Origin of the sequence: Massilia sp. CMS3.1, assembly GCF_051262535.1 — a bacterium.
Classification (GTDB): domain Bacteria; phylum Pseudomonadota; class Gammaproteobacteria; order Burkholderiales; family Burkholderiaceae_D; genus Telluria.
This window is the reverse complement of record NZ_JBIMES010000018.1, coordinates 1-13152: the sequence shown is the minus strand read 5'-3', so window position 1 is coordinate 13152 and position 13152 is coordinate 1. Positions and strand designations below refer to the sequence as shown.

The following is a 13152-nucleotide window of genomic DNA, read 5'->3' as shown; positions in this document are numbered from 1 at the left end:
GTACTTTTGTGGCTCAGGCGGCCACGGATTTGATGCGAATGAGTTTGCCGTCGACCACGTGCAGGCCGCATTCCTTCGACTCGGGGTTTTCCCACCACCAGCGTCCGGCGCGGACGTCCTCGCCGGGCTGGACCGCGCGGGTGCAGGGTTCGCAGCCGATCGACGGATAGCCGCGGTCGTGCAGGGCGTTGTACGGAACGTTGTTGGCGCGTATGTATTCCCAGACCTCGGCTTCGCTCCAGTCCGCCAGCGGATTGAACTTGTCCATCATGTGCGCCGGATCGTCTTCCTGGACTGCCAGGTCCGAACGCGTGGCCGACTGGGAGCGTCGCTGGCCGGTGATCCAGGCGCGCTTGCCGGCCAGCGCATGCCCGAGCGGCTCGACCTTGCGGATGCGGCAGCACTCGCGCCGCATCTCGACGCTGTCGTAGAAGGCGTTCAGGCCGTTTTGGGTGACGTAGCGCTCCACGGCGAGCGGGTCCGGGCGGAACAGCGCAATCTCGACACCGTAGGTCGCCTTCACGGCATCCAGCACGGCCAGGGTTTCCTTCGGCAAGCGGCCCGTTTCCAGCGAGAAGATTCCAATCGGTTGCTTTGCGCGCAGGATCAGGTCAGTCAGCACCATGTCTTCGGCGGCCAGGCTGGAAGCGAACACGGCCGGCGTAAACTCGGTGGCGATGCGCGCCAGGATGGCTTGCGTGTCGGCGATGCGGAGGGCGAGATCGCTCATAGGGTTCCCAATCGGTGCTTCAGATACCAGCGCCGACGTCGCTGTGCTCGAGCGGCACGTCGCGTTCCTTGCGGCGGAACAGCGGCAGCGGCTGGTCGACCGAGGCCTGGTAGGTTTCGGAAAATACGGTCAGGCCCTTCAGTGCCTCGTGGATCGAACGGTCCTGGCGCGTGGCGTAGGCGTTAAAGCCTACGCGCGACATCGAGAACAATTGATCGCGAAGCACGTCGCCGATGGCGCGCAGTTCGCCGGTGTAGGCAAGGCGTTTGCGCACGTTGTAGGCGATCGAATAACCGCGGCCATCGCTGAACTTCGGGAAGTCCACGGCGATCACGGCAAAGCGGTCGGACTCGCCTTTGAGGGCTTCGAAGCGCTCGTCGGCGGCGATCCAGACGCCAAGTTCGGCGCGCTGCGACAGCATGTCTTTCTGCGCCAGCCAGACGGTCAAGGGAACGATCAGCTTGCCTTCGGGGACCAGCACGGATTCGGCCGCCTCGCCTTCAGCCAGGCGCAGCACGCTCCAGTCGTCAGCGGCGACTTCGCGGCCCTTGATGATTTCTTTATGTGCTTCAAGCATGGTCTTCCCCTACCATTGCGCCTTTTGATATCGGCGTGGCATACACGTGTTCCTTGAATGGCGCGATGCCCAGGCGCTGTGCGGTCTCGACGAACCGCTCGCCTTCGAATCGGTTGCTCACATAGACCTGCAGCAGGCGATCGACCACTTCCGGCATCTGGCCGGCCGAGAACGACGGGCCGATGATCTTGCCGATCGCCGAGTCATTGCCTTGCGCGCCGCCGATCGAGACCTGATACCACTCGCTGCCATCCTTGTCGACGCCCAGCACGCCGATCGAACCGACGTGGTGGTGGCCGCAGGCATTGATGCAGCCCGAGATGTTCAGTTCGATGTCGCCGATGTCGTGCTGGAAGTCGAGGTTGTCGAAACGCTCGGCAATGGCCGCCGCGATCGGGATCGATTTCGCATTCGCCAGCGAGCAGAAATCGCCGCCCGGGCAGGCAATGATGTCGGTGAGTAAGCCGATGTTTGGCGTGGCGAGACCCTTCGATTTCGCCAGGGTCCAGACCTCGAACAGGTCGGACTGCCTGACGTCCGCCAGCACCAGGTTCTGCTCGTGCGTCACGCGCAGTTCGCCGAAGCTGAACTTGTCGGCGAGATCGGCCACGAAGTCGATCTGCTCGGCGGTCGCGTCGCCCGGCGGCACGCCGGTTTTCTTGAGCGACAGCACGACCGATGCATAGCCCGGCACCTTGTGCGGTTTCACGTTACGGCTCAGCCAGTTGGCGAACGGCTTGCTGTCGGCATGCGCGGCCAGCGGGTCGATAGCCGGCAGGGTGTCGTAGGCCGGCGCCTCGAAGTAGGCGGCGACGCGGTCGTATTCTTCGCGCGTGAGGGTTTCCGGACCATCCTTCAGGTCTTGCCACTCTTCTTCGACCAGGCGCGAGAATTCCTCGACGCCCAGCGCTTTGAGCAGGATCTTGATGCGGGCCTTGTACTTGTTGTCGCGGCGGCCGTACGAGTTGTACACGCGCATCACGGCTTCGGTGTAGGTCAGCAGGTGCTGCCACGGCAGGAAGTCACGGATCACGCTGCCGAGGATCGGGGTGCGGCCCATGCCGCCGCCCGCCATGAACTTGAAGCCGGCTTCGCCCGCTTCGTTATGGGTCAGCGTCAGGCCGATGTCGTGGATCGCGATGGCGGCGCGGTCTTCCACGGCGCCGTTGATCGCCACCTTGAACTTGCGGGGCAGGGCGATGAATTCTGGGTGGAAGGTGCTCCACTGGCGCAGGATTTCGGCGAACGGACGCGGATCCATGATTTCATCGGCTGCCACGCCGGCGAATTCGTCCGTCGTGATGTTGCGGATGCAATTGCCCGAGGTCTGGATCGCGTGCATTTCGACCGACGCGAGATCCGTCAGGATGTCCGGCGTTTGCTCGAGCTCAATCCAGTTGAACTGGATGTTCTGGCGCGTCGTGAAGTGGCCATAGCCGCGGTCGTACTTGCGAGCGATGTGGGCGAACATGCGCATCTGTGCCGTGGACAGTAGGCCGTAGGGCACGGCGATGCGCAGCATGTAGGCGTGGCGCTGCATGTACAGCCCGTTTTGCAGGCGCAGCGGGACGAATTCTTCTTCGGTCAGTTCGTCGTTCAGGCGGCGCGCAACCTGGTCGCGGTATTGCGCAATGCGCTCGCGGACGATGAGATGGTCGTACTGGTCGTAGCGATACATAAATTTCCTATGGGGCGGGTATCAGTACCCTTTGGCTAGCTTGAATGGTACGCCCGGCGAGCTTTATTCCAAACGACTGACAATTTATTTGCTTATATACGGTAGGAGCATAAGCAATCGCATAAAATACGGGTTGGCGTTTTCACCATCAAGAACAACAGGAATGAACCTTCACCAACTGCGTTTCGTGCGCGAAGCCGTACGCCAGAATTACAACCTGACCGACGCCGCGAAGGCCTTGTTCACCTCCCAGCCGGGGGTGTCGAAGGCCATCATCGAACTCGAGGAAGAACTCGGCGTCGACATCTTCACTCGCCACGGCAAGCGTATCCGCGGGCTGACCGAGCCGGGCCGGCTGGTGCTCGAGTCGGTCGAGTTGATCATGCAGGAAATCGAAAGCCTGAAACGCATCGGCAAGGAATACGCGGCCCAGGACAGCGGCAGTTTCACGATTGCCACCACGCACACCCAGGCGCGCTACATGCTGCCGAAGGTGGTGCAGGCGTTCATGGTCAAATTTCCGAAGGTGCGCTTGTCTCTTTTGCAAGGCAACCCGAAGCAGATCGCCGACATGGTCAAGAGCGGCCAGGCCGACCTGGCAATTGCCACCGAAGCCATCGCGGCCATGGATGGGCTGGTGACGCTGCCGTGCTACCAGTGGGAGCATGTCGTCGTGGTGCCGCCGGATCACGATTTGCTGCGCTCGAAAGCGGTGTCGCTGGAAGAAATCGCAGGGTATCCTTTGATTACCTATGACGCCGCGTTTGCGGGCCGCAGCAAGATCGACCACGCGTTTTCCCTGCGCGAACTAAAACCCGATGTGCTGCTGGAAGCAATCGACGCCGACGTCATCAAGACGTATGTCGAGCTGGGCATGGGCGTGGGCATCATCGCCGGCATGGCCTTCGATGCCGAGCGCGACCGCAACCTGCGCACGATTGCGGTCGGACATTTGTTCGGCATGAATGTGTCACGGGTGGCGGTGAAGCAGGGCGCCTACCTGCGCAGTTATATTTATACCTTCATCGAGCTGCTGGCCCCGAGCCTGACGCGCAAGATGGTCGAAGCCGCGATGCGCGGCGGCGAAAACTACGAGCTGTAAAGCGACGAGCTGTCAGAGAAAAACATGAACAATCAACAAGTAACGAAATATTATGCCCTGCTGGGCGAAGCGCTCGAGGACAAGTACCTCGAGCCGGACATGGACGACGACATCGACGACATGAGCATCCACCTCGGCAACGTGCTGGCCGGGCATACGGTGCTGGAACTGGGCTGCGGCACCGGTTTCTGGACCGAAGTGGCGGCAGAATCGGCGCAGTCGGTGCTGGCGGTCGACATCAACCCCTCACTGGTCGACGTCGCCCGCGAGCGTCCGATGGCGGAGGGCAAAGTGAGCTTTCGCGTGGCGGACGCGCTCGACCTGCCGGAAGACATCGGTAAATTCTCGGCGGTGCTGGTCAGTTTCCTGTGGTCGCACTTGAACAAGAAAGAGCAGGAGCAGTTGCTGGCGACGCTCAAACAACGCCTGGGCAAGGACGTGCTGCTGGTGCTGCTGGACGATTCGTTCGTGGAGGGCTTCAGCGAGACCATCGCCCGCACCGATGCGGACGGAACCACGTACCAGATCCTCACGACCCCGGAGGGGGAACGTTTCGAGCTGCCCAAGAGCTATCAGTCGGACAGCGCGCTCAGGAAGCGGCTGGGGAATGTGAGCAAGGAGATCAAGATCGAGCGGGTCGAGTTCTTCTGGATTTTGACTTGCCGCTTGAAATAAGGCTGCAACCGGGACATGTGGTATCACATGTCCCGGCTGTTACGACAACACACTCACATCGTCAGAACGCGTGACGCACACCCAGTGACAGCACGGTCGGATCGGCACCTGCGACGTTGACCGGGGTGGTGCCGGTCGTGGTCGGGTTCACGGCCGTCGACGACGAGTTCAGGCCGAAGACGCCGCGCTCGTTGTTGCGCATCGAGCCGTAGCTGGTGTACAGGTTGGTGCGCTTCGACAACGCGTACGAGTAGGCCACCGCCCAGGCATTACCGCGCGCGCCGCTTTCGATCTCGTTACGCTGCAAGTTCACGAAGAACTTGTTCACGCCCATCGTGTAGGCTGCGCCGACGTTGATCTGCTCGAACTCGTTGTTCGCGCCGGCCTGGTCGGCGGCTAGGTAGTTGGCCTTGACGTCGAAGTCACCCAGCTTGACACCGGCACCGAACGCCATTTCCTTGTCGTCTTCCGTTGCCAGACGCTCGAGGCGATGGTAGCCGGCGCCCGCGTAGAACGGGCCATTCGCGTATTCCAGCGCCACGCCCATCAGGTCGCCCGATGGATCGACAGTGCGCTCGCCGGCGCCGTAGGCGGCCAGCAGGCTGAAGCCGGACATCGGGGCGCTCTTGAAGTTGACCGAGTTGGAGATGCGGCGCGTCAGGCGGTTGGTGGTGAAGGCGGAAAGGTTGCTGCCGTAGAAGCCCTGGCCGAGGACGTCGGTCGCGGCGGCGACCGAGGCGATCGGGCTGTATTCGCGGCCGACCGTCACCTGGCCGAAGCCGCCTTGCAGGCCGACGACCGAGCGGCGGCCGAACAGGCTCGAGTCGGCTGCGCCGGTGTCGATGGCGACGCCGGCCTCGATGTTGAAGATCGCTTTCAGGCCATTGCCCAAGTCTTCGGTACCGCGAAAGCCCAGGCGGCTGCTCGACTGGTTGCCCGAGTTGATGACCGTGCGGCGCTTTTCGCCTGGTACGTCGGTGTCCTCGATGGCGACGGCGGCGTCCATGATGCCGTAGACGGTGACGTTGGTCTGCGCATGCGCGAACAGCGGAAGGGTCGTGATCAGCGCGGCGGCCAGGGCTTTGTATTGCATGGAGATCTCCAATAAGTAGGGCGAAGGATTGAGTTGGCATTGCAACAAACTCAAGGTCCAGCGCATCTTATCGACGCAATATGTCCGGTTGATGACAGGCTGACACCGCAAAACAACAACAGCTATACCGTATGGCTGGTCACCGGCAGCACGATGTCGATGCGGGTGCCGGGCCCTTCGTCGGCGCCGATGCTGATGTCGCCCCTTAACGCCCAGACCCGTTCGCGCATGCCCACCAGGCCCAGCGATTCGGCCTTTTCCAGGTCTTCCTCGGGGATGCCGCGGCCGTCGTCGCGGATCGTGATCAGGAGTTCACCGTTGATGCGGTACAGATTCATCGTCACCTGGCTGGCCTGCGCGTGGCGCGCGATGTTGGTCAGGGCTTCCTGGATGATGCGGAAGATCGCCGTACTGGCCTTGTCGTCCAGACGCAACTCGGCTTCGTCGGCCAGTAGTTGACAGGCGATGCCGTGGCGCTCGACGAAATCGTCGCGCAAGCCCTGCAGGGCAAAGTACAGGCCGCCTTCATCGAGGGCGCGCGGGCGCAGGTTGGTGGCGATGCGCCGCAGCGAGGTGATCGCGGTCAGCAGGTTGCTGTCCATGCCGCCGATCAGGCGCAGTGCGTTCGGCGTGGCGCCGCAGGCTTCGGTCAGCAAGCTCAGGTCCATGCGCAGCGAGGCGAGCAGCTGGCCGAGGTCGTCGTGCAGTTCGCGCGCGATGTGGGTGCGCTCTTCCTCGCGGATGGTCTGCAGCGCGGAAGATAACTGGCGCAGCTGGTCGTGCGAACGCGCCAGCTTGCGCTGCACGCGCTGGCGCTCGGAGACGTCGCGCAGGATGATGGTGTAGACGGTGCCGCCGTCCTGCCGGGCGTCGGCAATCGAGCCTTCGATGGCGAACGGTTCGCCCCCGGCGCGCAGGCCCGTTCCGGCGTAGTCGCCACCGCGGCGTCCGGCGCGGCCATCGGCCTGGAAATACTCTGGCGGCCCGGCGGCATCGAGGTGCGGTGCCCGGATAAAGCTCGCCAGCGGGCTGCCTTCCATTTGCTGCACCGTGACGCCGAACATGCCGGCCGCCGCCGGATTGGCCAGCACGATGCGGCTGCTCTCGTCGGCCGCGATGATCGCTTCGCCCGCGTTGTGGACGATGCGCCTGCTGTGATGGGCCGGCGCGTCGGCCGCGCCGTCGGCGTCGACCCGGGCCAGCAGGCGCCCGCCCAGGAAGCCGAGCGCGAACATCGCCAGGCCACGCCCGGGCGGGCGCGCACTGCGCTGTCGTTTCATGTGGATATGCCTGCGGTAACGTCCGCGTGTGCGGACCAAACGCTACGATACGGCGGGCAGGGGGCGGTATGCTTGAGCCGGCACAAGCAGGAACAGTCGCGTTACGAACGCCGGCGTGCAAGCGATTGCTACATCTGCTTGAAAAGATGCAAGAAACTGCGGCTTACTTCCAGCTTCTCCGGCCGCCCCTTGACCAGCACCAGGTGACGCCCGCGAATATCGCGCGTGACGCCTTCGATGGCGTTGACGTTGACCAGCGTGGCGCGGTGGATTTGCCAGAACAGCGCCGGATCGAGCTCGTCGGCCAGGTCGCGCACTGGCTTCCTGATCAGGGCTTCGAATGTCGAGGTCTGCACGCAGGTGTATTTTTCGTCGGAACGGAAGAACAGGATGTCCTCGACCGGAATCATGCGCAAGTCCTGGCCGATGCTGGCCTGGATCCATTGCAGGTGCTTCGGTTTCGGTGCCGCGATTTTTTCGGCGAGCTGCGACAGCATCGCGGTGACGCTGTCGTTGACCACCACGCCCGGCTTGTCGAGGCGGGCTTTCAGGCGTTCGACCGTCACCTTCAGGCGCTCGGGCTCGGAGGGTTTGAGCACGTAATCGACGGCGCCGCGCTCAAAAGCCTCGACCGCATACTGGTCGTAGGCGGTGACGAACACGATCTGGCTGCGCTCGCCAATCTCGCGCGCCGCTTCGATACCGGTCTTGCCGGGCATGCGGATGTCGAGAAAGGTGAAATCCGGCTTGCACTGGCCGACCAGTTCGACCGCTTCCTCGCCATTTTTCGCCTCGCCCACGATGTCCAGTTCCGGCCAGACCTGTTCCAGGCGCATGCGCAGCTGGTCGCGCATCAATCTTTCGTCATCGGCAATAATTGCGGTCGGCATGGCGCGGGTCCTGGCGGAAAAGAGAAGTGACAATTATTCAACGAATCGGCCCTGGGGGCAAGTCCGGAAATAGCCGATGCTTCGGCAGTGTTTTGTTCAGCGCGACACCTGGTAGGGCACCTCTACCATCGCGATCACGCCGGTCGGACTGTTGGCGGCGATGTGCAGCTGGCCGGCCTCGCCGTGCAGCAGGCGCAGGCGCTCGCGGATGGTCGGCAAACCGAGTCCGGTGCCGGTGCTGGGCACCACGCCAAAGCCCACGCCGTCGTCGGTGACGGTGACGCGCAGTTTGTGGTCGGCGACATCGGCCACGATTTTCAGGGTGCCGCCCTCGGGCTTGCATTCCAGACCATGCTTGATCGCATTTTCGACCATCGACTGCAGCATCATCGGCGGGAAGGCCGCGCTGCGCAGGCCGTCGGGGATGCGCATGTCGACCGTCAGGCGCTCTTCCATGCGCATCTTGAGCAGGTCTAAATATGCGGTCACCATGTCGACTTCGCGCCCGAGGTTCGTCACCAGGTTGTTGTCGCGCATCTGCGGCAGCACCGCGCGCAGGTACTGGATCAGGCTGCGCTGCATGGCCGAGGCGCGTGGCGGGTTGGTCTCGATCAGGTGCTCGACCGAGGCAAGCGTATTGAACAGGAAGTGCGGCTCGACCTGCGCCTGCATCATCTGCATCTTCGCTTCCGACAGCTGACGCTGCATCGACTCGCGCTCCGCGGCGGCGTTCGCGCTCCGGGTTTGCTGCTCCGCGCGCTTCTTGCCCCCCATCAGTGCCTTGATGCCGAACAGGGCTAGTACCAGCAGCAACACGAAGCTGTTGAACCAGGTCGAAGCCTGCTTGTGATAACGCGACACTTTCGCTTCGGCCGCATCATCCACCGCTCCTTCGATCGCCACCGACAGTTCTTCGGCGATTTGCGGCGGCAATTCGATGTGGACCGAGTCGCTGCCTGGCTGTGCGCCTTTCGGCAAGGCCAGGTCGGGCGTCGTCGCCGGCACGCTCGGCGGCACCGTGGGCAGGGGCGGGGAGACGACCGCAGGGCCGTCCGGGTTGCCGGGCTTGGGCTTGTTGCGGGGGTTGAATCGGATGCCGCTGTCGTCGATGACGATGCTGACCGCGTCCTTGCGCGCGGCACGCTCAGCAGCTGCGATCTCGACTTCGCCATTCGAAAACAGTTCTTCCTGCAGGATGGCGCCGGCGATCAGGGTCAGCGCCGCGAACAGGAAGAACTTCCACCACGACAGCTGGGTCACCCAGGTGGCGACGGCATCGAAAGCGCGGTAGAGCGACGATAGGACGCCGGAAAAATAATGGTGGGTGGAGCTGCGCGCTTGCATGTCAGGTCTTGTCTTCGATTCGTGGGCGCAGCGAGTGTACCCCGTCCGCGCCGCCCGGTGCCGGTTTGCCTTGTTTGAATGGCAGGCCACGGCCTCCGGGGTGTTGGAATGTTGCAACTTTACCCTGGGGTCCGACGCCCGGCATGTGCTTTGCGACAGCCTGCACGATCCGGGGCGTGGAATGCAGGAAGCGGCGCGGGGGCTCCTTAATTGGTTGCTGAAAATCACTATAAAGTTCAGCGAGTGGAAACATTGCGCGGTATGATGGCAGACGATCCCACCTCATTTTCGACGAAAGGTACGCCGATGTCTGCCATTCCAACTCAATTCCGCCTCGTCACCCGCAGTGACTTCGATGGCCTGGTGTGCGCAGTCCTGCTCAAGCACCTGAACCTGATCGACGACATCCTGTTCGTCCACCCGAAGGACATGCAGGACGGCAAAATCGCGATCACGGACCGCGACATCACGACCAACCTGCCGTATGTAGCCGGCGCCCATCTGGCGTTCGATCACCACCTGTCCGAGACGATTCGCAACAGCGGCGTGCGCGCCAACCACGTCATACAGCCCGATGCACCGTCGGCTGCGCGCGTGGTCTGGGATTACTACGGCGGCGAGAAGTCGTTCCCGATCGCCTGGCTCGACATGATGGCGGCGGTCGATAAAGGCGACAGCGCGCGCTTTTCGCGCGAGGAGGTGCTCGATCCGGCCGGCTGGAACCTGCTGAACTTCCTGATGGACGCGCGCACGGGCCTGGGCCGATTCCGCGATTTCCGCATCTCGAACTACCAGCTGATGATGGATCTGATCGAGGCCTGCCGCAACCATTCGATCGATGAGATCATGGCGCTGCCCGACGTGCAGGAACGCACGACCCTGTATTTCGAGCACAGCAACCTGTGCAAGGAACAGATCCGCCGCTGCGCGCGCGTGCACGGCAACCTGGTCGTGCTCGACCTGCGCGAAGAGACGACCATCTTCGCCGGCAACCGCTTCATCATCTACGCGCTGTTCCCCGAAACAAACATCTCGATCCACGTGCTGTGGGGGCTGAAAAACCAGAACACGGTATTTGCGACTGGAAAATCGATCCTGAACCGCAGCTCGAAGACGAATATCGGTAGCTTGATGCTCGAATACGGCGGTGGCGGGCATGAAAATGCGGGTACCTGCCAGGTGGACAATGCGATGGCCGATGATGTGCTCGGGGCGCTGATCCGGCGGATTACGAACGAAGGTTAAGCGGCAATCGGCATGCTTGCCGGGGGGCTACGCCGGCATCCGGTCGCGCACCATGTCGCGTGCCGCATCGAGCGTGATTGGTTCACTGAGCAGCAAGCCCTGCAGCGCCTCACAACCATGCATCGTAAGAAAGTCGCGCTGGGCGTTCGTTTCGACCGCTTCGCCGATGACCGGCATCCTGAGGTTGTGGCCGATGTCGATCAGGGTGCGCGCCATGGTGCTGCCGTCGGCGTCAAGCTCGTCGGTAATGGCGTGCACGGCTTCTTTAGAGAGTTTCAACTGACCCACGGACAGCTCGCGCAGGAAGCCGAGATCGGTCATCCCGTGGCCGAATTCGTCGATCGACAGCGTCAGGCCGAGCTGGCGCAGCCGCACCGCCAGCTCGCGCACCTGGCCCGGGTTGCGGATCAGGGTTTCCTCACGCAATTCGATCTGCAGGCTTTCCGGCGCAAGGCCGTAGGCCTTCAAGCGCGACACGATGTTTGAAACAAAATCCTGCTGGCCATACTCGCGTGCCGAGATGTTGACTGTGACCGGCACGTCGTTCACGCCCAGGTGTTTCAGGTCGCGCAGGAATGCGCAGGCCTGGTCGAGCACCCAGGCGCCGAACTCGACGATGCGGCCGTTTTCTTCGGCCTCCGCCAGGAAGCTCGAGGGCAGCAGCACACCCTGCTCGGGGTGGCGCCAGCGCAGCAGCGCTTCGAAACAGGTGACCTTGCCGCTCCTCGCATCGATGCAGGGCTGGTACAGCATGAACAGTTCGCCCCGTTCGACCGCATGCGACATGCCGGTGTCGAGCAGCTCGCGCGCCTCGGTAGCCGATTTCATCTCGTTCGAGAAGAAATAGATCTCGTTACGGCCCGTTGCCTTGGCGTGGTACATGGCGACATCTGCAGAGCGCACCAGGTCAGCGGCCGTGAGCCCGTCGTGCGGGTAGACCGCGACGCCGAGGCTGGCACCCACTTCGATCTCCCTGTGCATGAAGGTCACCGGCTGGGTCAGCCCGCGCCGCAAGCGCGCAATCATGCGCAGCGTGTAGCGCAGCGAGGGCTGGTTGACCAGCACCAGTACGAACTCGTCGCCCGACAGGCGCGCCACCGTATCGCTGTCGCGCACCGAGGCCAGCAGGCGCCGCGCGACCACCTTCAGCACCACGTCGCCCGCCTCGTGACCGAAGGTGTCGTTGATGTTCTTGAAGTTGTTCAGGTCGATCAGCAGAATGCCGATGAGCGACTTCTGGCGCTGCGCCATGTGGAGGGCCTGCTCGAGACGGTCCCACAGCAGGTTGCGGTTGGCCAGGCCCGTCAGCGGGTCGTGGTTGACCTCGTGCTCGAGGTGGGCAGTACGCTGCTTGCTCGCGGTGACGTCCATGATGACGCCGATGAAATGGGTAACGCTGCCACGCTCGTCCTGCACCGGGGTGATGGAGAGGTCATTCCAGAACAGTTCGCCGTTCTTGCGCAGATTGCGAAACACCACGTTGACGGGTTGACGTTTCGCGATCGCCTCGTCCACCTGGAAGTGCTCGTTCATGTCCATGTCGGGCGCAGCCATAAAGCGCGAATCGCGACCGATGACTTCAATGGCGCTGTAGCCTGTGATGCGCTCGAAGGCCGGGTTGACGTACTCGATCGGGCAGTCGCGCCCGTCGATGCCGGTGATGACGATGCCGTTGTCGGCCGCATGCAGGGCGCGTTCGCGCAGGCGCAGCATGCGCTCCTGCCGGCGCCGGGCCGTGATGTCGATGCCCATGCCGAACAGGTACTGCCCGCCATTGCAATTGACCCGCGCGCCGCATAGCAGCATCGGTATTTCGCGCCCGCTGCGCGAGATGACGTCGGCCTCGATGGTCACTTCCTCGCCATGCTCGAACACGCGCCGGATGCTCTCGGCGATCCGGGGGCGGGTTTGCAGGTCGAACAGTTCGAGCGCGCTCGCCGCTCCCATCTCCTCGGGAGCCATTTCGGTCACGCGTTCGTGATTGCGGTTCCAGAGCACGAAGCGGCCGTCGCGGTTGAGCGCGTAAACAGTGCCCGGCAGGAAATCGATGACGGCAGCGAGCGGCGTGCGTCCGACCAGTACCGACTCGGGCGTGGTCTCGTCATGGACATTGTCGATGGCGGCAACCCAGACCCGGGTAACGCCGTCGAGCCCGATTTGCGGCGATAGTGCCAGCTCGGCATTCACCGTGCCGCCACCGGCATGGCGTAACACGACGGTGTTGGTGCGGCCGTGGTTTTCGGCCAAGCCGCGCCAGCGCTCTTCGCTGTCTTCGGGCAGAGTGCCGATCAACAGCATGCCGAGCGGCTGGCCGATGGCTGCATTGGCCGTAAACCCGAGCAGCTTTTCGCAGGCGTTGTTCCAGGCTGCGATGGTTCCCCCTGCATCGATGAGGAAGGCGGCGTTTGCTGTCGGTATGGACGTGGTCATGCTGGGCGCCTTGGAAAGTGGGCATCCTCAGTTGGACTCGTTCCAGACTACACCCGTTCCCCAACTCATGTCGCGCTTGTTCTAAAACAAAAAGCCACGGGTGAGCGT

11 protein-coding genes are annotated in these 13152 nt (G+C 62.9%); 3 read left to right on the top strand and 8 right to left on the bottom strand.

Annotation, left to right across the window (positions count from 1 at the left end; all coding sequences use genetic code 11):
- Positions 1-13: 13 nt before the first annotated feature.
- Genes ACHAC9_RS21385 through ACHAC9_RS21375 form a run of 3 tightly spaced genes read right to left on the bottom strand, consistent with a single transcriptional unit; the run spans position 14 to position 2985 of the window.
- Complete coding sequence (locus ACHAC9_RS21385; RefSeq protein WP_435763234.1) at positions 14-730, bottom strand: phosphoadenylyl-sulfate reductase; 717 nt, start codon at positions 728-730, stop codon at positions 14-16.
- Positions 731-749: 19 nt separating this feature from the next.
- On the bottom strand, positions 750-1307 hold the full coding sequence (locus ACHAC9_RS21380; protein WP_435763231.1) for a DUF934 domain-containing protein: 558 nt from the start codon (positions 1305-1307) through the stop codon (positions 750-752).
- Positions 1300-2985, bottom strand: a complete 1686-nt coding sequence (locus ACHAC9_RS21375) for a nitrite/sulfite reductase (RefSeq protein WP_435763228.1) — start codon at positions 2983-2985, stop codon at positions 1300-1302. The genes ACHAC9_RS21380 and ACHAC9_RS21375 overlap by 8 nt, the downstream gene beginning before the upstream one ends.
- Positions 2986-3148: 163 nt before the next feature.
- Here ACHAC9_RS21375 and ACHAC9_RS21370 point away from each other — a divergent pair, with 163 nt between their 5' ends.
- Positions 3149-4087, top strand: coding sequence for a CysB family HTH-type transcriptional regulator (locus ACHAC9_RS21370; RefSeq protein ID WP_435763226.1), 939 nt, complete (start codon positions 3149-3151; stop codon positions 4085-4087).
- A gap of 24 nt (positions 4088-4111) precedes the next feature.
- On the top strand, positions 4112-4762 hold the full coding sequence (locus ACHAC9_RS21365) for a class I SAM-dependent methyltransferase (RefSeq protein WP_435763224.1): 651 nt from the start codon (positions 4112-4114) through the stop codon (positions 4760-4762).
- A gap of 61 nt (positions 4763-4823) precedes the next feature.
- Here ACHAC9_RS21365 and ACHAC9_RS21360 read toward each other — a convergent pair whose 3' ends face one another.
- From ACHAC9_RS21360 to ACHAC9_RS21345, 4 genes are all read right to left on the bottom strand, one after another.
- Positions 4824-5855, bottom strand: a complete 1032-nt coding sequence (locus ACHAC9_RS21360; RefSeq protein ID WP_435763222.1) for a porin — start codon at positions 5853-5855, stop codon at positions 4824-4826.
- Positions 5856-5977: 122 nt separating this feature from the next.
- On the bottom strand, positions 5978-7135 hold the full coding sequence (locus ACHAC9_RS21355) for a PAS domain-containing sensor histidine kinase (protein WP_435763220.1): 1158 nt from the start codon (positions 7133-7135) through the stop codon (positions 5978-5980).
- Positions 7136-7263: 128 nt separating this feature from the next.
- Entirely contained in the window at positions 7264-8025 is a 762-nt protein-coding gene (locus ACHAC9_RS21350) for a LytR/AlgR family response regulator transcription factor (RefSeq protein WP_435763217.1), read from the bottom strand.
- Between the two features lie 96 nt (positions 8026-8121).
- A complete protein-coding gene (locus ACHAC9_RS21345; protein ID WP_435763215.1) occupies positions 8122-9369 on the bottom strand; it encodes a sensor histidine kinase in 1248 nt (415 codons plus the stop codon).
- A gap of 306 nt (positions 9370-9675) precedes the next feature.
- On the opposite strand from ACHAC9_RS21345, the gene ACHAC9_RS21340 reads away from it, so the two are divergent.
- On the top strand, positions 9676-10614 hold the full coding sequence (locus ACHAC9_RS21340; RefSeq protein WP_435763212.1) for an exopolyphosphatase: 939 nt from the start codon (positions 9676-9678) through the stop codon (positions 10612-10614).
- A gap of 27 nt (positions 10615-10641) precedes the next feature.
- Here ACHAC9_RS21340 and ACHAC9_RS21335 read toward each other — a convergent pair whose 3' ends face one another.
- On the bottom strand, positions 10642-13044 hold the full coding sequence (locus tag ACHAC9_RS21335; RefSeq protein ID WP_435763210.1) for a sensor domain-containing protein: 2403 nt from the start codon (positions 13042-13044) through the stop codon (positions 10642-10644).
- Positions 13045-13152 lie beyond the last annotated feature (108 nt).

Excerpts from the sequence above, each read along its gene's own strand:
- ACHAC9_RS21385 (WP_435763234.1), bottom strand. The coding sequence starts at position 730 with ATGAGCGATCTCGCCCTCCGCATCGCCGACACGCAAGCCATCCTGGCG.
- ACHAC9_RS21380 (WP_435763231.1), bottom strand. The coding sequence starts at position 1,307 with ATGCTTGAAGCACATAAAGAAATCATCAAGGGCCGCGAAGTCGCCGCT.
- ACHAC9_RS21375 (WP_435763228.1), bottom strand. The coding sequence starts at position 2,985 with ATGTATCGCTACGACCAGTACGACCATCTCATCGTCCGCGAGCGCATT.
- ACHAC9_RS21370 (WP_435763226.1), top strand. The coding sequence starts at position 3,149 with ATGAACCTTCACCAACTGCGTTTCGTGCGCGAAGCCGTACGCCAGAAT.
- ACHAC9_RS21365 (WP_435763224.1), top strand. The coding sequence starts at position 4,112 with ATGAACAATCAACAAGTAACGAAATATTATGCCCTGCTGGGCGAAGCG.
- ACHAC9_RS21360 (WP_435763222.1), bottom strand. The coding sequence starts at position 5,855 with ATGCAATACAAAGCCCTGGCCGCCGCGCTGATCACGACCCTTCCGCTG.
- ACHAC9_RS21355 (WP_435763220.1), bottom strand. The coding sequence starts at position 7,135 with ATGAAACGACAGCGCAGTGCGCGCCCGCCCGGGCGTGGCCTGGCGATG.
- ACHAC9_RS21350 (WP_435763217.1), bottom strand. The coding sequence starts at position 8,025 with ATGCCGACCGCAATTATTGCCGATGACGAAAGATTGATGCGCGACCAG.
- ACHAC9_RS21345 (WP_435763215.1), bottom strand. The coding sequence starts at position 9,369 with ATGCAAGCGCGCAGCTCCACCCACCATTATTTTTCCGGCGTCCTATCG.
- ACHAC9_RS21340 (WP_435763212.1), top strand. The coding sequence starts at position 9,676 with ATGTCTGCCATTCCAACTCAATTCCGCCTCGTCACCCGCAGTGACTTC.
- ACHAC9_RS21335 (WP_435763210.1), bottom strand. The coding sequence starts at position 13,044 with ATGACCACGTCCATACCGACAGCAAACGCCGCCTTCCTCATCGATGCA.